A 22,291-nucleotide genomic window follows, 5' to 3' on the forward strand; every position below is an offset into this window, starting at 1 on the left:
CGCTTGAAGCTGCACTATTTTAAGCCCGCGAAGGAGTGGACCGAGGCGCTTCCGATCGGCAACGGCCGGTTGGGAGCGATGGTTTACGGCGGCATCGAGACCGAGAGGCTGCAACTGAACGAGGATACGCTGTGGTCGGGCGGCCCGAAGGACGGGAACAACCCCCGGGCCCGGGAGGTTCTTCCCGAAGTGCGCCGCCTGCTCGCGGAAGAGAAGTACGTCGAAGCGAACGAGCTGTGCAAGGAGATGATGGGGCCTTACACGCAGTCCTATTTGCCGCTCGGACATTTGACTCTGTCGTTCGAGCACGGCGACCACGCCTATCCGCTTTATCGCAGGGAGCTCGATCTTCGCGAGGCGGTCAGCCGCGTCGAGTACGACATCGGCGGCGTCCGGTTCGTCCGCGAGACGTTCGCGTCGTACCCGGACCAGGTCATCGCGATGCGCCTGACCGCCAGCCGTCCGGGAGCGCTCAGCTTCGCCGCGAAGCTGGACAGCCCGCTGCGTTCGCGGACGTCGGTCGCGGACGGCCAGCTCGTCCTTCGCGGCCGGGCTCCCGGGCACGTCGATCCGAACTATCATACGATGCCGCATCCGGTCGATTACGACCGGGACGGCATGCGCTTCGCCGCCCGTCTGGCCGCCGTCTGCGAAGACGGCTCGGTCGAGGTCGACGCCGGCGGCTTGTACGTGTCCGGCGCTACCGCGATTACGTTGCTGTTCAGCGCGGCCACCTCGTTCAACGGCTTCGACCGGTCTCCCGCCTCCGACGGAGCCGATGAAGAGGCTCTCGCGGCCGAGCGGCTGCGGGCGGCGTTCGCCAAGCCGTACGAGGAGCTGCGCGCCGCGCACGTCGAGGACTATCGCCGCCTGTTCGACCGGGTGGAGCTGGACCTCGGGGGCTCGATCGCGCCCGACGACATGCCGACGGACAAGCGGATCGAGGAATTCGGGGCTCGCGATCCCGGTCTTGTCGAGCTGCTTTTCCACTATGGACGATATTTGATGATTGCAAGCTCGCGTCCGGGGACGCAGCCGGCCAACCTGCAGGGGATCTGGAACGCCGAGACGCGGCCGCCGTGGAGCAGCAACTGGACCTTGAACATCAACGCCGAGATGAACTATTGGCCGGCGGAGACGTGCAACCTCGCGGAATGCCACGAGCCTCTCCTGTCCTTCATCGGCAACCTGGCCGCGAACGGCGCGGGCACGGCGGCGACCAACTACGGAACGCGCGGCTGGACCGCCCATCACAATTCGGACATCTGGGGGCATAGCGCTCCGGTCGGCGCGTTCGGCGAAGGCGATCCGTCGTGGGCGTACTGGCCGATGGGCGGCGTCTGGCTGAGCCAGCACCTGTGGGAGCATTACGCGTTCGGCCGGGATGCCGGCTGGTTGCGGGACCATGCTTATCCGGTCATGAAGGAAGCCGCTTTGTTCTGCCTGGACTGGCTCTATGAGGATACGGACGGCCGTCTCGTCACGGGGCCTTCCACTTCGCCGGAGCACAAATTCCGCGATCCCAAGAGCGGGAAGCTGGTCGCGGTCAGCGTCGCTTCCACGATGGATCTGTCGCTCATCTGGGATTTGTTCACCAACTGCATCGAGGCGTCGGAGGAGCTCGGCTTGGACGAAGCGTTCGCCGCGGAGCTTCTGAGCGCCCGCGAGCGGCTGCTGCCGCTGCAGATCGGCCGGTACGGCCAGCTGCAGGAGTGGTCCCGCGACTTCGAGGACGAGGACGTCCACCACCGCCACGTCTCGCACCTGTTCGGCGTCTACCCGGGCCGCCAGTTGACCGAGCAAGCGACGCCGGAGCTGTTCGCGGCCGCGAAGCAGTCGCTCGAGCGCCGAGGCGACGCCGGAACCGGGTGGAGCCTCGGCTGGAAGATCGGCCTCTGGGCAAGGTTCCGCGACGGAGACCGCTCGCGCTCTTTGATCTCGAACTTGCTGAAGCTCGTCCGGATCGGCGACGAACGCTACGAAGGCGGCGGCGTCTATCCGAACCTGTTCGACGCCCATCCGCCGTTCCAGATCGACGGCAACTTCGCCGCGACGGCCGGCATCGCCGAGCTGCTGCTGCAGTCTCACGAGGGCTATCTCGAGCTGCTCCCCGCGCTTCCGTCCGCCTGGCCGAACGGCTCTGTACGCGGGCTGCGGGCGCGCGGCGGGTTCGAAGTCGCCCTCAGCTGGCAGGACGGCAAGCTGAAGGAAGCGGAAGTCTTCTCGGCCGGCGGAGGCGCCTGCACCGTTCTCGCGGCTTCTTCGCTTGCCGTTGAATCGTCGGGCGGCTCCGTCGATGCCGAGCGGACCTCGGACGGCAAGCTTCGCTTCGCCGCCGCGCCCGGCACCCGTTATACGATTCGCCCGTTGTAATGCAGCAGTCCCGCCACGGCGGCTCTGTCTCTCCGATCGAGCCTCCGTGGCTTTTTTCGCTTTTCTAGCGCCTATTATGCCATTATCCCCTTCCATCAGGACCTGCCCAATCTAGATTTTGATACACAAACCTCGTGACACTATCTCCACGCCACAGTATGAATATTGCGTATAGGTACCACTATCCCCGCGCCTCAGTACGAGTTTTGCGCAATAGTAACACTATCCCCACTCCTCAGTACGAGTTTTGCGCAGTAGTGCCACTATCCCCGCTCCTCAGTTCGAGTTTTGCTCAACGGTACCACTATCCCCACGCTTCTGTACGAGTTTTACGCAATGGTACCTCTATCCCCTCGAATCAGTACTTAAACCAGCATGCTCATGAGAATCCCGGAAGGGGGCCATATCACTAACCCCATCGATCAGTTGAATAGAGGTTAACCTATATCAGTGCCACTATCCGATGCCTAAGTTTAATAAAGTGGGGAACCTGAGCGGGTGGGATAGAGGCACGGGAGTGGGAATCGATTACGGAGTAGTCGACTGAGCGGGCGGGATAATGGCACGTATTGGCCAGCAACCGACATGGAACCTGACCGGATGGGATAGTGGCACGGGCGTGGGGAATCGAATATGGGGGGAGTCGACTGAGCGGGCGGGATAATGGCACAAAGCATGGGGAATCGAAAACGGGGTAGTCGACTGAGCAGGTGGGATAGTGGCACGGGGGGAAGGAATGAAATTATGGGAGCCGTCCGACCAATGGTAGAAGGCGCTAGGAATCGAATATGAAGCAGATGGCTGAACGGGTGGGATAATGGCACAGGGCTTGACGGCAGGGAGCAGCAGACTAAGCGAATGGGAGAGCGGTACAAAGTTCAAGAAAAATGAAGGCAGAGGGGATGTGGTACTGAACGAAGGGGCGATACCTGAACCTGAGCGGAAGGGATAGGGGGACGAGGCAAGGAGAAATGTAGACGGAACAGCCAACCTGAGCGGACGGGATAATGGCGGGAGTACAGAGCAGATGGGATAAGAGCCACGGACTGAACGAACGGGATAATGGGAGGCGACACGCCGGCTGGACAAGGGACAGGGGCCGGGAAGCCGGAAATGAACGAAGGAAGCCGGCTCGGCTTCCTTCGGTTAGTGGGTCCGGTGCATGCGGCGGAATTGCTCCGGGCTGACTCCCTCCATTTTTTTGAAGACGGAGCCGAAATAGCTGGGACTCTCGAACCCGACCAGAGCGGCGATGTCTTGCATCTTGAGGCCGGGGTCGCGGATCATGAGCTCCTTGCTCCGGTTCACGCGCTGGCGGTTGACGTATTCGATCGGCCGCATCTTGATTGTCTGCCGGAACAGCGCGCACAAATGCTGGGGACTGACCCCCGCCTCCGCCGCCAGCTCCCCGATGGCGATCGGACGGTGAGCGTTCCGTTCGATATAATCGAGCACGGGCCGAAGGCGGGAGTAGTTCTGTTCGGCGGAAGGGGACGAGACGTAAACGCTCTTCATCAGGTCGAGCAGGAACTGGTACAGCAGCTTGGAGCTCTCGATCCCGGAGAACGGCCGGCCGGACATGGCGCAGCCGAGGAGACTCCGCAGATGGGAGAGAAGCAGCTCCCGATCCGTCGTCGAATAGACGCCCGACTGCGCGATTCCCGCCTGGGCGAGCAGCTCGCCGGACAAGTTCCCTCCGAACGCGGCCCAGGTGAGCTCCCACCTTTTGGACAACGGCCCGTAAGAATGAGCCTCGTGAGGGAACAGGCACATCGCCTGGCCCGCCCGGACGACGTATCTCCGCCCTCCGACCGTCAGCTCGCCTTCCCCCGACTGCACTTGCAGCCATTGATAGTCGGGGAAGCCTTCGGGCCTCGCCATTCGCTCCTGGTGGTCCCAGTGACCGACGCTGGTCAAGTAGAGGGGCAGCCTGACGTCCGTCTCGGTCAAGATCGGGAAGATCAATTCGTCCACGGCGCCCATTCCACCTTCATATTGTGATAGAGAGACGAAAATACTGCGATAGGAAAAGAAACACCCTCATTTTATAATCAAAATATATTAATATCAAGCAAAGAGGTGCCGCAATTGTCCAAATCGAAGTTCGTCTATACGCCGCCCGCCAACGGATATCCGGAATGGAACCATAACCCGGACATTTTCCAATTGAACCGGCTGCCGGCTCACGCCACGATGATCGCTTACGACTCCCTCGAACAGGCTCTGAACCGGAGCATGGAGACGTCTCCCTACTACCAGTCTCTTAACGGGAAGTGGAAGTTCGCCTGGGCCGAAAATCCGGACAAACGAATTCGAAACTTCTACGAACTCGGCTACGATCACGGAAATTGGGACGAGATCGAAGTCCCCTCCCATTGGCAGCTTCAAGGCTACGACTATCCGCAGTACACGAACGTGAACTACCCCTGGATTCATCAGGAGGAGCTGCTGCCGCCGTTCGCGCCGACGAAGTACAACCCGGTCGGTTCTTACGTGCGGACGTTCTCCGTTCCGGAGAACTGGAAGGGCCAACCCGTTTTCATCAGCTTCCAAGGGGTTGAATCCGCTTTCTACGTCTGGCTGAACGGCGAGCTGGTCGGCTATAGCGAAGATACGTTCACGCCGGCCGAGTTCGACCTGACGCCGTACCTCGTCGAAGGGGAGAACAAGCTGGCGGTCGAGGTGTACCGCTGGTGCGACGCGAGCTGGCTGGAGGACCAGGATTTCTGGCGGATGAGCGGCATTTTCCGGGACGTATACCTGTATTCGGCTCCCGGCGTCCGCCTGACGGACTTCTTCGCGCATGCGGAGCTGGACGACGACTATACGAACGGTCGGCTTCGGCTCGAGGCGAGCGTCGAGGACTACAACGGGGGCTATGCCGGGGACGTGACCGTGGAAGCCCAATTGTACCGGGACGGCCAGCCCGTTCTGGACCGGCCGCTCGTTCTCTCCGGCGGGCTCGGCGCGGACGGAACCGTCAAGCTGGACGGGGCCGTCGCCGTCGACCGGCCGCTGCAGTGGAGCGCGGAACACCCGAACCTGTACACGCTCGCGCTTGAGCTCAAGGGTGCGGACGGCCGCAGCCTGCACTGGGCGAGCTGCCGGGTCGGCTTCCGCCGCTTCGAGATCAAGGACGGCCTGATGAAAATAAACGGGAAGCGGATCGTGTTCAAAGGAACGAACCGTCACGAGTTCTCCTGCGACACCGGCCGCGCCCTCGGTTACGAGGAGATGGTCGCCGACGTCAAGCTGATGAAGCAGCACAACATCAACGCCGTGCGCACGTCCCACTACCCGAACCATCCGAAGTGGTACGACCTGTGCGACGAATACGGGCTGTACGTCATCGACGAGACGAACCTGGAGACGCACGGCAGTTGGCGCTACGGCCAGGACGAGAACGACGAAGGCCACACGGTGCCGGCCAGCAAGCCGGAGTGGACGGACAACGTGCTCGACCGCTGCAACTCGATGCTTCAGCGGGATAAGAACCATCCGTCGGTCGTCATCTGGTCGCTCGGCAACGAGGCGTGGGGCGGAGACAATTTCGAGAAAATGCACGATTTCCTGAAGGAAAACGATCCGTCGCGGGTCGTCCATTACGAGGGCGTGTTCCACTGCCGCAAGTCGGAGCGGGCCTCGGACATCGAGAGCCAGATGTACACGAAGCCGCAGGACATCGAAGCGTACGCCAAGTCCGCTCAACAGAAGCCGCGGAAGCCGTTTATCCTGTGCGAGTACAGCCACGCGATGGGCAATTCGTGCGGCGGCCTCCACAAATATACGGAGCTGTTCGACCGCTACCCGATTTTGCAGGGCGGCTTCATCTGGGATTGGATCGACCAGGCGATCCGGGTGAAGGCGGCGGACGGAAGCTCGCATCTCGCCTACGGAGGAGACTTCGGCGAGTCGCCGCACGACGGGAACTTCTGCGGGAACGGGCTTATTTTCGCCGACCGGACCGTGTCGCCGAAGCTGCTGGAAGCGAAGGCGTGCTACCGGAGCATCGACTTCGCGGCGGAGGATCTCGCGAAAGGCGTGTTCTCGCTGCGGAATAAGTTCCTGTTCTCGAATCTGGACGAATTCGATTTCGCGTGGGAGCTGACGGCGAACGGCGTCCGGATCGGCGAAGGCCGCTTCCGCGCGGCGGCGGCCCCGGGCGAGAGCGTCGCCGTCGACTTGGGCGGCTCCTATCCGAAGGAAGCCCGCCCCGGCGAAGAATGCGTGCTGACGCTGAGCGCCCGCCTTCGCGAGGGAACGACTTGGGCCGAAGCCGGCCACGAGCTCGCCTTCGCGCAGTTCGCGCTGCCGGCCGGCCGCACGGCCCCGGAAGCGGAGCCCGCCGCCGGAACGCTCGAGACGGCGGAGGAAGCCGCCGCGCTCGCCATTCGCGGCGAAGGCTTCTCCGTTCGCTTCGACAAGGCGAACGGGGAGCTGGTCTCGTACCGGGCCGGCGAGACCGAGCTGCTGAAGGGGGCGCTCGCGCCGAACTTCTGGCGGGCATACACGGACAACGACCGCGGCAACGGGCATCACGAGCGGTGCGCGGTCTGGCGGGAAGCGGGAGCGGGCAAGAAGCTGGTGCGCTTCGCCTGGAGAAGCGGGGAGGGCGAAGTCGTCGTCTCGGCCGACTACGAGCTGCCGACGAACCCGGTCTCCCGCTGCGCGATGGAGTATTCGGTACGCGGAGACGGGCAGATCGGGATCGGCCTGCGTCTTACGCCCGGAGAGGGCTTGCCGGAGATCCCGGAGGTCGGCGTCCTGTTCGCCATGGACGCGAGCTTCGACCGCCTCGAGTGGTACGGCAAGGGGCCGAACGAGAGCTATTGGGACCGCAACGTCGGGGCGAAGCTCGGCCTTCACGAAGGCCGGGTGAAGGATCAGGTCGTGCCGTACTTGCGCCCGCAGGAATGCGGCAACAAGACCGAGGTCCGGTTCGCGACGGTGACGGACGAAGAAGGCCGCGGCGTTCGCGTCGAAGGGCTGCCGACGGTGGAATTCAGCGCGCTTCCGTACTCGCCTCAGGAGATGGAGCGGTACGATCACCATCACCTGCTGCCGGAATCGGACGACACCGTCGTCCGGGTCCGCTACAAGCAGATGGGCGTCGGCGGAGACGACAGCTGGGGAGCGCCCGTTCACCCGGAATATACGTTGTTCGCCAACCGGACGTACGAATTCGGGTTCAAGCTGTCCGCAGCCGGCATCGGCGCGGGGCGTTGACGCTTCCGCCTCCTGCATAGGATTTCCAATCCTAGGGAAGGATACCGGCAGGAGGTGGAACAGTCATGACGCCAGAATCGAATAACCAAGCCCCCGAGGTCGTCGCGGTGCGCAAGAACGGCGACGGAGACATCGTCGAGCTGCAGCTGTCGTCCGGCCAGGTCGTCGACTACAAGCAGGCGCAGGCGATGGCCAAGCAAGGCCAGATCGCGAACGTCAACGTGTTCCGCGGCCGCGACGGAGACGAGCATCTTCGCTCCGACGCCGACGGCAATCCCGACAACAACCTGGACAACTTGCCGACCTTCTGAACGGAAGGGACGGCGGAAGCGGCTTCGCCTTTTACCGGGGCGAGGCCGTTTCTGCTTGTACGGATGTATGGTTGTCTTGTATTTACAAGTTAAGAGCGTTTTGCTTGTAAAAGCGCCATTTTCGCCGGATAGTCTTGATAAGTCTCGATAAACGGAGTAGAATGAGGAGGTAATTATGTACGTACAAGTGAATCGAAGATTCGGGAGGAACGACGATGATTCAATTGAAACCTTACGTGTTCTGGTTCGTTACGGGGAGCCAGCATCTGTACGGTCCGGAGACGCTGGATGAAGTGAATGCGCATTCAAAGGAGATCGCCGAAGGGCTGTCCGCCGACGCGTCCATCCCGTTCCCGGTCGTCTTCAAGCCGGTCGTCACGACGCCGGAAGAGATTCTGAAGCTGGTCAAGGAAGCGAACGCCGACGAGCACTGCGCCGGCATCATCACCTGGATGCACACGTTCTCGCCCGCGAAGATGTGGATCGCCGGCCTGACCGAGCTCCGCAAGCCGCTTCTTCACCTTCATACGCAATATAATCGCGACATTCCGTGGGATTCCATCGACATGGACTTCATGAATACGAACCAGGCCGCTCACGGCGACCGCGAGTACGGCTTCATCGGAGCGCGCCTCGGCATCGCCCGCAAGGTCGTCGTCGGCTACTGGGAAGACAAGGCCGTCCGCGCGCGCATCGGCGCCTGGACGCGCACGGCAGTCGCCTGGAGCGAGAGCCGCACGCTGAAGGTCGTCCGCTTCGGCGACAACATGCGCCAAGTGGCCGTCACCGAAGGCGATAAGGTCGAAGCCCAGATCAAGTTCGGCTGGTCCGTCAACACGCACGGCGTCGGCGACCTGGTCGCGTACGTCAACGCGGTGTCCGACGCGGACGTGGAACGCCTGCTCGGCGAGTACGCGGAGAAGTACGACATCGCGCCGGAAGGCCGCGCGGCCGGCCCGGTCCGCGACGCCATCGCCTACCAGGCGCGCATCGAGATCGCGCTCAAGCGCTTCCTCGACGAAGGCGGGTTTACGGCCTTCACGACGACGTTCGAAGACCTGCACGGGCTGGAGCAGCTGCCGGGTCTCGCCGTTCAGCGCCTGATGGAGCAGGGCTACGGCTTCGCCGGCGAAGGCGACTGGAAGACGGCGGCGCTGACCCGTCTGTTCAAGATCGTGGCCGGCAACGTCGGCACGTCGTTCATGGAAGACTACACGTACCACTTCGAGCCGGGCAACGAGATGGTTCTCGGCGCGCACATGCTGGAAGTGTGCCCGACCGTGGCCGAGACGAAGCCGCGCATCGAGGTTCATCCGCTCGGCATCGGCGGCAAGGCCGATCCGGCGCGCATCGTGTTCGACGGGCAAGCGGGCTCGGCGATCAACATCTCGGTCGTCGACCTGGGCAACCGCTTCCGCTTCATCGTCAACGAAGTGGAAGGCGTCAAGGTCGAGAAGCCGATGCCGAAGCTGCCGGTCGCGCGCGTGCTGTGGAAGCCGCAGCCGTCCCTGCATGAAGGAGCCGAAGCCTGGATTCTGGCGGGCGGCGCTCACCACACCGTCTTCTCGCTCGTCGTCACGACCGAGCAGGTGCTCGACTTCGCCGAGATCGCCGGCGTCGAAGCCGTCGTCATCGACAAGGACACGAACATCCGCCAGTTCAAGAACGAGCTGCGCTTCGGCCAAGTCGCTTGGTCGCACTTGCGCTAAGCCGTTCCTATACGCAACGCGGAACCCCGCAGCCGGTCGATCCGGTCGCGGGGTTTCGCCGTTTCGGCGACGTTGGCGGAGGGTAATGCGTTGAAGCGAGGCGGAACGTCCGGGAGCGATCGGTTCGAATGCGCGAATTCGGACGCGAATGCCGAAGGCCGGAAGGAACCATACTGAAGGGATCGAACCCAATCCGGCCATAAAAAGGAGGTTCTGCGCATGAGCTCTCTGCTCGAGTGCGCGATCATCGGCGGCGGGCCGGCGGGCCTGAGCGCGGCGCTCGTGTTGGGCCGGGCCCGCCGGCGGGTCGCGCTGTTCGACGAAGGCGAGCCGCGGAACGCGGTCACGCGCGAGGCGCACGGCTTCCTCACGCGCGACGGGATCGCGCCCGCGGAGCTGCGGCGGGCGGCGCACGAGGATATCCGGAAGTACGGGAACGTGTCCGTCCATCGGATGAAGGTAGCCGAAGTCGCGAACGAACGAGGACTGTTCCGGCTTCGGACGGAAGAAGGGGAGCGCTTCGAGGCGAAGAAGCTCATCGTGGCGACGGGCCTCAAGGAGCGGCTTCCCGCCATCGACGGCCTCCGGGAGCTGTACGGACGAAGCTTGTTCAGCTGTCCGTATTGCGACGGCTGGGAACTGCGAGACCAGCCGCTCGTCGTCATCGGCGAGCAGGAGGAGAAGGCGTACCACCTGGCCAAGACGGCGTCCCAATGGAGCCGCAATCTGCTCCTGTGCACGAACGGGTCGGCGATCGCCGAAGGGCGCAAGCGCGCGCTCGAGGCGAACGGGATTCGCTGGAACGAGAGCCGGATCCGCGTTGCGCTCGGCACGGACGGCATACTGAGCAGGGTGATCTTCGAAGGCGGGGAGGAAGAGCGGAGGCGCGGCGGATTCGTCGTCAGCGAGTGGTTCCAGGGTTCGGCCATCGCCGAATCCCTCGGCTGCAAAATGAACGGGAAAGGCGGCATAGAGACCGACGAGTTCGGACGTACGAGCGTCGAGGGGGTGTTCGCGGCGGGCGACGCGTCCGTCATCTCGCCGGCGCAACTGATCGTGGCCGCCGCCGAAGGCAGCCGCGCCGCGATGGGCGTCAACGGGGATCTCATCCATGAGAGCTTCCTCCCGGGCTAGAATCGGCCGATCGGCTCTGATCCTCTCCAATACGGCTTCTAACCGCGCGAGGGCGTCATTTCGCGCGGTTTTTGGCTTGGTGTGATTTATATCACACTGGAAAAAGGTGCCGTATGATAGGATGAACCCTAGCGGGCATTCGCCTTCATTCGACAACGCGGAGGGAACGAAATGGTGGTCAAGTTCGGCATCGTCAAAAAAATGGTTTTCGGCATTACCGCGGTCTCGGCCGTGACATACGGAACGAGCGCCTTCTTCCTGCTCGTGCTCAAGGATTGGTTCGACTTCATGCCGAACGGGCTGTTCGTGCTGCTGACGTTGATCGTCGGGGTGTTCTGGACCGGGCTGTTCGGCTTGCTCTTCTCGAAGTGGCTGCTCCGCCCGCTGTTGTCGCTTACCGCGGCCGCGAAGCAGGCGGCGGACGGGAACCTGAGCGTGCAAGTGAGCGTCGGAAGGACGAACGACGAGCTCGCGATGCTTAGCCGCGCGTTCGACGACATGCTGAAGCGGCTCGTCTCGATCATTCACGGGATCCGGGACAATTCCCGGCTGACCGACCAGCACGTGGCGGAGCTGCAAGGGGCGATCGGCGAAGCGGCACTTCGGATCGAGGCGATGTCGCGGCAGGCCGAGGAGATTACCGCGGGAACCGGGAGGCAGTCGGCCTCCGCGCTGACGATGCGGTCGTCCGTCGAGCAGCTGTGCGCCGCGGCCGCCGAGATGAACGCCGAAGCGGAAGGCGCCCGCCGGCGAGCGCGGACGATGAACGCGTCCGTCGAAGAGAGCGAGACGGTGTTCCGGTCGATGGCGGACGGCATGCGGCAGCTCGCGGAGCTGAACCGCGAGGCGCTGGAGGTGGTTCGCCGGCTGAGCGAATACGCGGACAAGATCGGCTCGATCTCGAACGTCGTCGGGGACTTCGCGGAGCAGACGCATCTGCTGGCCCTGAACGCTTCGATCGAAGCGGCAAGGGCCGGGGAAGAGGGCCGCGGCTTCGTCGTCGTGGCCCAGGCCGTGAAGACGCTCGCCGGGCAGAGCGGCAGCGCCGTCAAGGACATCCGCCAGCTTCTCTCGCGCATTCAGGCGGAGGTGGCCAGCGCCGCCAAGCATATCGAGCGGCAGGCGGAGGTGGCCGACCGCGAGGCGCGGCACGGCGAGCGATCGGCCGCTTCGCTCGAGGTCGTCGTGCGCGAGGCGGCGCTCGTCGGGGAGACGGTGGATGCGATCGCGGCGAGGCTGTCGGAGCAGGCGGAGCAGATCGATGGAGCGCTGGACGAGGCGACGAAGGTAGCCCAGGTGGCCGAAGCGATCCGTCTCGGCGCGCAGGAGGTCAGCTCCGCCTCGCAGGAGCAGACCGCCGTCATGCAGGAGATCGCCGCGTCCTCGGAAGCGCTTCGAGCCAAATCATCCGATCTGCAAGAGCAAGTCTCGTTTTTCAAATAAGGGAAGTCCGTTGTGAGTTTAAGTCATCGAATTGGAAGGAATCCTGTCGAAGGATGTAAAGAGGCTCCTTATCGGGCCTCTTCTTTTTGTTCTCAGAACCGAATTTACAAAATAAATTTGAAAATTCAGATGAAAATAAGGGATTTTTCCTCTATAATAAGGATATTATCCGCGTTAATTGTAAGGAATGTTGACAAATTGTTAACTCTGCGTTAACCCAATGTCAATCGACATTCCTTGCTCCCCTGGCGAAGGAGGTGCCCCAGGCATGACCGCAGTCACCCCGCTTCTTGCTCCGGACATTCTGTATTTATTCAATCACGGCCGGCTTTTCCACGCGTATCGGACCTTGGGCGCGCATATGCATGTATCCGACGGCGTCGCCGGGGTGCGGTTCGCGGTGTGGGCTCCGAATGCTCGCGACGTCCGCGTCGCCGGGGACTTCAACGGGTGGGCCGGCGAAGGCTGCTCGCTGGCCCGGCTCGGCACGACCGGCGTGTGGGCCGGCTTCGTTCCCGGCGTCGGCGAAGGCGCCGCCTACAAGTACGAGATCGTCGGCGCCGACGGCCGGACCCGGCTCAAGGCCGACCCGTACGCGTTCCGCTCGGAGCTGCGGCCGGGGACCGCCTCGATCGTCGCCCGGCTGGACCGCTACCGCTGGCAAGACGGGGAATGGGCCGAGAGGAAGCGGCGCCATCCGCCTTACGAGAGGCCGATGCTCGTCTACGAGGCGCACCTGGGCAGCTGGCGGCTGGACGCCCCCGAGCGGTTCCGGACGTACGCCCAATTGGCGGACGAATTGGTCGACTACGTCGCGTCGATGGGCTACACGCACATCGAGGTGCTCCCCCTGACCGAGCACCCGCTCGACCGGTCCTGGGGCTACCAGGCGACCGGCTACTTCTCGGCCACGAGCCGATACGGGCCGCCCGAAGGGCTGCAGGCGCTCGTCGACCGCTGCCACGCCCGCGGGATCGGCGTCATCCTCGACTGGGTGCCCGGCCACTTCTGCAAGGACGACCACGGCTTGCGCCTGTTCGACGGCACCCCGCTCTACGAGCCCGCGGACCCGCGGATCGCGGAGAAGCCGCTGTGGGGCACGCTCGCCTTCGACTTCGGCAAGGCCGAGGTCCAGAGCTTCCTCATCTCGGACGCGATATTCTGGCTGGACGTCTTCCATCTGGACGGCCTTCGCGTCGACGCCGTCGCCAGCATGATCGACCTTCATTTCGACAAGCCTCCTTCGATGCACGTTCTCAACCGGCACGGAGGAAGCGAGAATCTCGACGCTCTGGATTTTCTTCGCAAGCTTAACGAGACGGTCTTCCGCTACTTCCCCGACACCTTGATGATCGCGGAGGATTCGTCCGCCTGGCCCGGCGTCACATCTCCCACCTACCTCGGCGGCCTCGGCTTCAACTACAAATGGAACATGGGCTGGATGAACGACGCGCTCCGCTATATGGAGACCGATCCCTCCCAGCGCTCCGCCAAGCATTCCCTGTTGACCTTCTCATTGCTGTACGCCTTCTCCGAAAATTACGTCTTGCCCCTGTCCCACGACGAAGTGGTCCACGGCAAACGTTCCTTGTTGAACAAGATGCCCGGATCGTACGAAGAGAAATTCGCCAACCTGCGTTTGTTTTACGGCTACTGGATGACGCACCCCGGCAAGAAGCTCCTGTTCATGGGAGGCGAGTTCGGCCAGTTCGACGAATGGAAGGACGCCGAAGGGCTGGATTGGGTCCTGCTGCAATATCCGCTTCACGAGGCGATGCAGCGATACGTCCGGGATTTGAACGCCCTGTACGCGGCTGAAGACGCGCTCTGGGAGAGGGATCACGCCCCCGACGGCTTCGAGTGGATCGACGCGGACAACGCGGCGCAATCGGTGCTCTCCTACGTGCGCAGAGCCCGCGATCCGAGGCGTCACCTCGTCGTCGTCTGCAACTTCTCCCGGCAATCGTATCCCGCCTTCCGGATCGGCGTGCCGACGGGCGCGGTCCACCGCGTCATCCTGAACAGCGACGCCCCCGGCTACGGAGGAACCGGCTGCCGGGTTCCGAGACAGGCCAAGGCGGCGCGGAAGCCGCTGCACGGACAGCCGTTCAGCCTGGAGATCCCGCTTCCCGCGCTGTCCTTCCTGCTGCTGGAGCCCGAGCGGCTTGCGGTCGAGTAAGTCCCCAGGCAAGCACGGAATTACCGTAGAGAGAGGAGATAATCTATGCGCCGCAACGAATGCATCGCCATGCTGCTGGCGGGAGGGGAAGGCCGCCGGCTCGGCGTCTTGACCAAGGACCTGGCCAAACCGGCCGTTCATTTCGGAGGCAAGTACCGCATTATCGATTTTACGCTCAGCAATTGCGTGAACTCGGGCATCGAGACGGTCGGCGTGCTGACGCAGTACCAGCCGCTCGTGCTGAATCAGTATCTCGGCATCGGAAGCCCATGGGGGCTGGATCGCCGGGAAGGGGGGATGCACGTGCTGCCTCCCTACGTCAGGCAGAAGGGCGGCGTCTGGTACAAGGGGACGGCGAATGCCATCTACCAGAACATGGGCTTCATCGAGAGGTACGATCCCGAGTACGTGCTGATCATATCCGGCGATCACATCTACAAGATGGATTACGGCAAGCTGCTGGATTCGCACAAAAGCAACCGGGCGGACGCCACCATCGCGGTCATTCCGGTGCCGTGGGCCGACGCGAGCCGCTTCGGCGTCTTGAGCGTCGACGAGGAAGGGCGCGTCGTCGAGTTCGCGGAGAAGCCGAAGCAGCCGAAGAGCAATCTCGCTTCGATGGGCGTGTACATGTTCTCCTGGCCGGTGCTGCGCGAAGCGCTGGTCCAGGATGAAGCCGACGGCCATTCGGCCAACGACTTCGGCAAGAACGTCATTCCGAAGCTGCTCCGCGAAGGGGCGAGGCTGTTCTCGCATCGCTTCGAGGGCTATTGGAAGGACGTCGGCACGATCGAGAGCCTGTGGGAAGCGAACATGGATCTGCTCGAGGAGGAGCCGGCGCTGAACCTGAACGACCGCGAGTGGCGCATCTTCTCGGTCAACCCGAACCGCCCCGCGCAATATTTGGCTCCCGGCGCGAGCGTGAAGGACTCGCTCGTCAACGAAGGGTGCGTCATCGAAGGAGACGTCAACCGATCGGTGCTGTTCCACGGAGTGAAGGCCGGAGCCGGGTCGCTGATCGAGGACTCGGTTATTATGCCGAACGCGGTCGTCGGGCCGGGCGCCCGCGTCATCCGCGCGATCGTCGGGGAGGGCGCCGTCGTCGGAGGGGGCTGCCGGGTCGGCAGCGTCGATTCGGCCGAGATCGCGGTCGTCGGCAGCGGAGACGTCGTGCAAGCCGAGAATCCGATACTGGAGGCGAAGCCGCTATGAAGCTGCCGATGATGGGCGTCATCAACCTGATCCACGAGACGGAGGAGATGGGGTCCTTGACCGCCGGGAGGTGCCTCGCGACCGTGCCGTTCGGAGGGCGGTACCGGCTCGTCGACTTCGTGCTCTCCTCGATGGTCAACTCCGGCATTCCGAAGGTGGCGATATTCGCTCACACCAAATATCGCTCCCTGATGGACCACCTCGGCTCGGGAAGCAACTGGGACCTGCACCGGAAGCAGAGCGGCCTGTTCGTGCTGCCTCCGGCGCTGGAGGACATGACGGACTTCGGCAAGGGGGATCTGTACCAGTTCTACCGCCACCGGGACTACTTCGCGCGCAGCCCGCTCGAGTACGTGGTCGTCGCTCGCAGCCACATGGTGTGCAACCTCGACTTCTCCCGCGTGCTCGAGGAGCATCGGGAGCGCGGGTCCGACATTACGGTCGTCTGCAAGCCATGGCCGCAAGCCCGGACGGGGCTGACCCGCAAGGTGAAGACGGACGCGAACGGGCGGATCGTGGAGATGCAGGACCACTTCGGGCGCCTGGCCAGCGATCTCGTCTCGATGGAGATGTACGTGATGCGCAAGGAACTGCTGATCGACCTCGTCGAGACGTCGCTCGCGCAAGGCAGGGACCACCTGGTCCGGCATGCGATCCTCCCGCGGCTCGGCGAGCTGAACGTCGGCGCGTACCTGCACGAAGGCTTCCTTGGAGTGGTCAACACGGTGCCGTCGTATTACCGCCACAGCATGGAGCTGCTCGATCAGGAGGTATGGAACGGGCTGTTCTTCCGTCCGGGGCCGATCTTCACGAAGGTGAAGGACGAACCGCCGACCCGGTACCGAGGCGGCTCGGTCGTGAAGCACTCTCTCGTCGCCAACGGCTGCGAGATCGAGGGCGAGGTTCACGACAGCATCCTGTTCCGCGGGGTGAAGGTGCGCAAGGGGGCCGTCGTGCGCAACAGCATCGTCATGCAGAACGGGATCATCGGCGAGGGCGGCTCGCTCGAGAACTGCATTCTCGACAAGGAGGTCGAGATTCGCCAGTTGCAGACGCTGCGCGGCTCGTCCGACCAGCCGTATCTCGCCTTCAAGCGGAATGTCATTTAACGGAGCGGAGCGACGTTTCATACTGCAATTCATACTGCAATTCATACTGCAATTCATACTGCCGATTCATACTGCTTTTTCATACGGCCGCTTCACCTGCCATTTTATATGGCCGATTGATACCGTCGTTTCGAGAAGTCCATTCAATTGCTTGGGAGGGATTCGATGAAGGTCTGGTTCGCGGCGTCCGAGGCGGTGCCCCTCGTCAAGTCCGGAGGGCTGGCGGACGTCGTCGGCTCGCTGCCGAAGGCGCTGGCGGAACGGGGGGTGGACGTGACCGTCGTGCTGCCCAAGTACGGGGCGATTCCCCGCGAGATCACGGAAGGAGCGGTCCCGAAGGACGTCTTCGACGTCCGTCTCGGCTGGCGTGCGCAGTACTGCGGGCTTCAGGAGACGATGGTAGACGGGGTGAAGTTCCTGCTCGTCGACAACGAATATTTTTTCAAAAGAGGGTACTTGTACGGCTACGGGGACGAAGAGGCGGAACGCTACGCCTTCTTCTGCTTCGCCGTTCTCGAGGCTCTCGTCCGCCTCGGGAAGGACGAGCTGCCCGACATCGTTCACTGCCACGACTGGCAGACGGGGCTTATACCGCTGCTGCTGCGGACGCGGTATTCGCATTATCCCGCGCTGCGCGGCGTCCGTACCGTGTTCACCGTTCATAATCTTCAGTACCAAGGCGTCTTCTCGCGCGAGCTGCTGAAGGATCTGCTGTCCGCGGGAGACGAGCTGTTCACGGAGGACGGCATGGAGTTTTACGGCGCGGGCTCGTGCATGAAGGCGGGCTTGCGGTACGCGGACAAGCTGACGACGGTCAGCCCGACCTATGCCCGCGAGATCCAGACTTGGGAGTACGGCGAGAAGCTGGACGGCGTGCTCCGCCAGCGGGCGGGCGATCTTAGGGGGATCCTGAACGGCATCGACACGGCGAGCTACGATCCGATGACCGATCCCCATCTGGAGGTGCGCTACCGCCATTCGCTCGCGAAGAAGAGGCGCAACAAGCTTGCGCTGCAGAGGGAATTCGGGCTGCCGGAGGGCGAGAGCATCCCGATGCTCGGCGTCGTCTCCCGGCTCGTCTCCCAGAAGGGGTTCGACCTGATCGGGGAGGCGCTGCCCCAGCTGATGGCCGAGCCGGTTCAACTGGTCGTGCTAGGCTCGGGGGATCCGCACTTCGAAGGCATGCTGCGGGACGCGGCTTCCCGGTATCCGGGCAAGCTGTTCGCCTGGTTCGGCTTCAACGAAGGGCTGGCCAGGCGCATCTACGCCGCGTCGGACATGTTCCTCATGCCGTCGCGCTTCGAGCCTTGCGGGCTGAGTCAGCTCATCTCCCTGCGCTACCGCACGGTGCCCATCGTTCGGGAGACCGGAGGGCTGCGGGACACGGTCGAACCCTACAACGAATACACGGGGGAGGGCAACGGCTTCAGCTTCGGGCCCGCTTCGTCGCACGATCTCATGTACACCGTCCGGAGGGCGCTGGCCTTCTACCGGGACGAAGAAGCCTGGGCGCGCATCGTCGCCAACGGAGCCAAGAAGGAATACGGATGGGATGAGTCGGCCCTCGAATACGAACGGCTGTACCGCGAGCTCGCCATATAAGGAAGGGGAAGGTCATAATGGCACGTCACCTCGTCATCGGCAACGGCAAAATGTTGATGAATCTGGACCAACACTGCTTCTTGAGGGATCTCTATTTCCCTTATGTCGGACAACTGAACCATATCGGAGGTCAGATTTGCCGTTTCGGGGTCTGGTGCGGAGGCAAGTTCGTCTGGCTCGACGATCCGGGCTGGACGATCGAGCTCGGCTACATCGACAATTCGCTCGTCACGAACGTGATCGCCCGCCACGACGAGCTCGGCCTCGAGCTGCACATCAACGACGGCATCCACCAGCGGGAGACGATCTACATCAAGCGGGTCGTCGTTCGCAACTTGACGGGGGAGACCCGGGAGGTGCGGGTGTTTTTCCACCAGGACCTGATGATCGACGGGAACGAGGTCGGCGATACCGCCGCGTTCTATCCGGGCAACCGGACCGTGTTCCATTACAAGCGGTCCTCCTACTTCATGTTTAACGGTCGATCCCAAGGAGGAGGGATCTACCAGTTCTCCACCGGGATCAAAAGATTCCACTCCGCCGAGGGCACCTGGAGAGACGCCGAGGACGGGGAGCTCATGGGCAACGCGATCGCCCAAGGGTCGGTCGACAGCACGATCAGCTTCCGCGCGGACGTTCCGGCCGGAAGCGACAGCACGTTCTATTACTGGATGTCGGTCGGCACCGACCTGGAGGAAGTGAAGCGGCTCGACCAGTATGTGCAGGAGAGCCATCCGGAGAAGCTGCTCAGCCGGATCGTCATCTATTGGAACAATTGGCTGTCCAAGGTCGGCTCCGACTTCGGCGATTTGCCGCCGGACGTCGTCCGGCTGTTCAAGCACAGCCTGCTCATCGTGCGGACGCAGATCGACGAGCGGGGCGCGATTCTGGCGGCGAACGATACCGACATCCTGCAATACAACCGCGACCATTACAGCTACATGTGGCCGCGGGACGGGGCGCTCATCGCGGACGCGATGTCGCTGGCCGGCTACCATGGGACGATCGCCCCGTTCTTCGACTTCTGCAACCGGGCGCTCTCGCCGGAAGGGTACCTGTACCACAAGTACAACCCGGACGGGACGGTCGGCTCGAGCTGGCACCCCTATGTCGTCCAGGGAAGCCCGCGCCTGCCGATTCAGGAGGACGAGACGGCTCTCGTGCTGTTCGCGCTCTGGAAGGATTACGAGCGGCAAGGAGAGATCGAGCTGTCGCAGGCCCTTTACCCGACGCTCGTCCGCAAAGCGGCGTCGTTCCTGTGCGACTTCGTGGAGCCGTCGCTGGGGCTGCCCTTGCCGAGCTACGACCTGTGGGAGGAACGCTACGGCATCTGGACGTATACGACGGCTTCCGTATACGGCGGGTTGATGGCGGCGGCTTACTTCGCCGACCTGTTCGGGGATTACGAGCGGAGCGACCGCTATCGCAACGTGGCCGAGCGGATGAAGATGGGGATGATCAACCATCTGTGGGACGAAGAGGCGGGCCGGTTCGCCCGCGGGCTCGTGCAGCGGGACGGCGTCTGGACGAAGGACATGACGCTGGAGAGCAGCCTGTTCGGCTTGTTCGAGTTCGGCGTGCTTCCCGCCGACGACGAGCGAGTGACGCGCACGATGAACGCGATCGCCCAAGGCCTCGCCGTGCAGACGGAAGTGGGCGGCATCGCCCGCTACACGAACGATTATTATTTCCAGCAGAGCGCGGACGTCGACCGGGTGCCGGGCAACCCGTGGATCATCTGCACGCTCTGGGTGGCGAACTTCCAGATCGAGACGGCGAAGAGGCTGGAGGATCTGGAAGCTCCGCGGCTCGCGCTCGAGAAGGTAACGCGGCATACGCTTCAAGGCGGCAACCTGCCGGAGCAGCTCCATCCGCTCGACGGAACCCCGTTGTCCGTCGCGCCGCTCACTTGGTCGCACGCCACGTACGTCAGCAGCGTGTGCAAGTATGTTCGCAAGCGGGAGCAGTTGGCGTCGGGAGCCGTATCTCTGCTAGAATGGGAGAAGAATAGCGCTTCCATATGATTGCAGAGGAGACGAAGACGACATGAAGTATCGGCCGCTGGGAAGAACGGGATTGCAAGTGAGCGAGATCAGCTTCGGCACGTGGGCGATCGGCGGGTCGTGGGGACAGACCGACGAAGCCGAATCTCTTCGCGCTTTGGATAAGGCGATCGACGAAGGCGTCAACTTCTTCGATACGGCCGACGTATACGGCGACGGTCGCAGCGAGAGGCTGCTGGCGAAGGCGACGAAGGGCAAGGAAGACCGGATCCACATCGCCACGAAGTTTTGCCGGGCCGGCGATATCCATGACCCCGCGACCTATTCGGAACGCCAAGTGAGAGAGTGGTGCGAAGCGAGCCTGAAGCGGCTCGAGCGCGAGACGATCGATCTGTATCAGATTCATTGCCCGCCGCTGGCCATTCTGAAGGAAGGCTCGATCTTCGGCGTGCTCGACAAGCTGCAGGCGGAAGGCAAGATCCGCGCCTACGGAGTCAGCGTCGAGACGGTGGAGGAAGGCTTGTTCTGTCTCGAGCAGCCGGGCGTGCAGGCGCTGCAGATCATCTTTAATCTTTTCCGGCAGAAAATGATCGACGAGCTGTTCCCGAGAGCCCGGGAACGCGAGGCGGGGCTGCTCGTTCGGCTCCCGCTGGCGAGCGGCTTGCTAACCGGCAAGTTCACTGAAGGCTCCACCTTCGAGGCTGGCGACCACCGCAGCTTCAATCGCAACGGCGAGCAATTCAACGTCGGCGAGACGTTCGCCGGACTGCCGTTCGAGAAGGGCGTCGCCTTGGCGAGAGGGCTGGCGTGGATTGCCGAAGGCCGAGAGAGCCTGACGCGCGCGTCGCTGCGCTGGATTCTCGACTTCCCGGAGATCTCTTGCGTCATCCCCGGCTTCAAGAACGTCCGGCAAGTCGAAGACAACTTGGCGGCCCGTAACGTTCCTTCATTCACGAATGAGGAGAAGGACCGGATTCGCGCGTTTTACGAGGAAGAGGTACGGGAGCATATCCGCGGCGCCTACTGAGGAGCATAAGGCGCGATCGAGCGGGGGCGAGAGGGCGAAGAGCTTCTTCGCCTTCTTTTTTTTCGCCGATTACGCAACTTTTCTCTTTGTAATCCTGTATTTACAGAAGAGAAATCGCTCCGAGCCATTCAAAGCTGCGACCCTTCCCCTCTCGATCGCGGGTCGGCGACGTTGGCTCGATCCAACCATGCATTTTTCCGCGATGAGGCGGTGAAATAAAGGAGGCACTCTATTGGAACGTCGCAATCCGGCTCCGGCCGTGCCGTCGCTGTTCGTACCCGTCTTTTTCGTGTTATGCGGCATGTCCGTTCTGTGCGTAATACTGCTCGCGGTGCGGGCTTACCGGTTGGATTTCGTAAGCTACGGATTTCTGCTCTGGAACTTGTTCTTGGCTTGGTTGCCCTTGATCGTGTCGATGGCGGCATCCGGATTGTCGAAGGTGCTTCGGGGAGCGGGTCTGGCGGTCTCGCTCGTCATCCTCGGGGTCGCCTGGTTGCTTTTGTACCCGAATGCGCCATATTTGACGACGGACTTTATTCATCTTATCGTCGACTCCCCATATGATTGGGTAGGGGCTCAAGATTCTCTCGTCCTCTGGTACGACTTGATTATCTTTTTCTTGTTTTCGTGGTGCGGGCTTCTGCTCGGTTACATCTCTATGTTTCACTTTCACTCGATCGTTCGGCATTACGCTGGCGAAGCTTTCGGCTGGCTGTTCATCGTCGTCGTCTCGTTTCTGGGCGGCTTCGGCGTCTATTTAGGCCGGGTCATTCGGCTTAACAGTTGGGATGCGCTGTTCAGCCCGTTCCGGTTAATCGACGGAGTGTTGGAAGGCTTGGGCCGCCACGGCGCCATCTTTACGGCCTTGTTCGGCATGCTGATTCTGATCGTTTACTTGTCATTGAACAGCCTGCGGCTGATTCGTCACGGAAGTCCGGCGCGGCAGGAAAGTTAGAGCTTTAT

At 62.6% G+C, this 22,291-nt stretch carries 14 protein-coding genes; 13 read left to right on the top strand and 1 reads right to left on the bottom strand.

Annotation, left to right across the window (positions count from 1 at the left end):
- Nucleotides 1–3 precede the first annotated feature (3 nt).
- Nucleotides 4–2,373, top strand: coding sequence for a glycoside hydrolase family 95 protein (locus H7B90_RS12775; RefSeq protein WP_185136269.1), 2,370 nt, complete (start codon nt 4–6; stop codon nt 2,371–2,373).
- Nucleotides 2,374–3,519: 1,146 nt separating this feature from the next.
- Here H7B90_RS12775 and H7B90_RS12780 read toward each other — a convergent pair.
- Entirely contained in the window at nt 3,520–4,347 is an 828-nt protein-coding gene (locus tag H7B90_RS12780) for an AraC family transcriptional regulator (protein WP_185136270.1), read from the bottom strand.
- Nucleotides 4,348–4,461: 114 nt separating this feature from the next.
- On the opposite strand from H7B90_RS12780, the gene lacZ reads away from it, so the two are divergent.
- The 12 genes from lacZ to H7B90_RS12840 all read left to right on the top strand — a co-directional run bounded on the left by lacZ (nt 4,462) and on the right by H7B90_RS12840 (nt 22,283).
- The gene (gene lacZ, locus H7B90_RS12785; protein ID WP_185136271.1) at nt 4,462–7,599 is read left to right on the top strand and encodes a beta-galactosidase, LacZ type; all 3,138 of its coding nucleotides are present in this window, start codon (nt 4,462–4,464) and stop codon (nt 7,597–7,599) included.
- Between the two features lie 65 nt (nt 7,600–7,664).
- The gene (locus H7B90_RS12790) at nt 7,665–7,910 is read left to right on the top strand and encodes a DUF3892 domain-containing protein (protein ID WP_185136272.1); all 246 of its coding nucleotides are present in this window, start codon (nt 7,665–7,667) and stop codon (nt 7,908–7,910) included.
- Nucleotides 7,911–8,125: 215 nt separating this feature from the next.
- Nucleotides 8,126–9,619: an L-arabinose isomerase gene (gene araA, locus H7B90_RS12795; protein ID WP_185136273.1), complete on the top strand. Its 1,494-nt coding sequence runs from the start codon at nt 8,126–8,128 to the stop codon at nt 9,617–9,619.
- A 219-nt stretch (nt 9,620–9,838) separates the two neighbouring features.
- Nucleotides 9,839–10,753 (top strand): NAD(P)/FAD-dependent oxidoreductase, encoded by a 915-nt coding sequence (locus H7B90_RS12800; RefSeq protein ID WP_185136274.1) that lies wholly within the window; start codon nt 9,839–9,841, stop codon nt 10,751–10,753.
- Between the two features lie 171 nt (nt 10,754–10,924).
- Nucleotides 10,925–12,196 carry a methyl-accepting chemotaxis protein gene (locus H7B90_RS12805; RefSeq protein ID WP_185136275.1) on the top strand — a complete coding sequence of 424 codons (1,272 nt, stop codon included), beginning with the start codon at nt 10,925–10,927 and terminating at the stop codon, nt 12,194–12,196.
- A gap of 268 nt (nt 12,197–12,464) precedes the next feature.
- Nucleotides 12,465–14,375 carry a 1,4-alpha-glucan branching protein GlgB gene (gene glgB, locus H7B90_RS12810; RefSeq protein WP_185136276.1) on the top strand — a complete coding sequence of 637 codons (1,911 nt, stop codon included), beginning with the start codon at nt 12,465–12,467 and terminating at the stop codon, nt 14,373–14,375.
- A 45-nt stretch (nt 14,376–14,420) separates the two neighbouring features.
- Nucleotides 14,421–15,587: a glucose-1-phosphate adenylyltransferase gene (locus tag H7B90_RS12815; RefSeq protein ID WP_185136277.1), complete on the top strand. Its 1,167-nt coding sequence runs from the start codon at nt 14,421–14,423 to the stop codon at nt 15,585–15,587.
- Nucleotides 15,584–16,696, top strand: coding sequence for a glucose-1-phosphate adenylyltransferase subunit GlgD (glgD, locus tag H7B90_RS12820; protein WP_185136278.1), 1,113 nt, complete (start codon nt 15,584–15,586; stop codon nt 16,694–16,696). Before H7B90_RS12815 ends, glgD begins: the two co-directional genes overlap by 4 nt.
- A gap of 165 nt (nt 16,697–16,861) precedes the next feature.
- Nucleotides 16,862–18,298, top strand: coding sequence for a glycogen synthase GlgA (gene glgA / locus H7B90_RS12825; protein WP_185136279.1), 1,437 nt, complete (start codon nt 16,862–16,864; stop codon nt 18,296–18,298).
- A gap of 17 nt (nt 18,299–18,315) precedes the next feature.
- A complete protein-coding gene (locus tag H7B90_RS12830; RefSeq protein ID WP_185136280.1) occupies nt 18,316–20,322 on the top strand; it encodes a glycoside hydrolase family 15 protein in 2,007 nt (668 codons plus the stop codon).
- A gap of 22 nt (nt 20,323–20,344) precedes the next feature.
- Nucleotides 20,345–21,328, top strand: coding sequence for an aldo/keto reductase (locus H7B90_RS12835; RefSeq protein ID WP_185136281.1), 984 nt, complete (start codon nt 20,345–20,347; stop codon nt 21,326–21,328).
- A 232-nt stretch (nt 21,329–21,560) separates the two neighbouring features.
- Nucleotides 21,561–22,283, top strand: coding sequence for a DUF1361 domain-containing protein (locus H7B90_RS12840; RefSeq protein ID WP_185136282.1), 723 nt, complete (start codon nt 21,561–21,563; stop codon nt 22,281–22,283).
- Nucleotides 22,284–22,291 lie beyond the last annotated feature (8 nt).

This window comes from Cohnella xylanilytica, from assembly GCF_014212175.1.
In the GTDB taxonomy this organism is placed as follows: Bacteria; Bacillota; Bacilli; order Paenibacillales; family Paenibacillaceae; genus Cohnella; species Cohnella xylanilytica.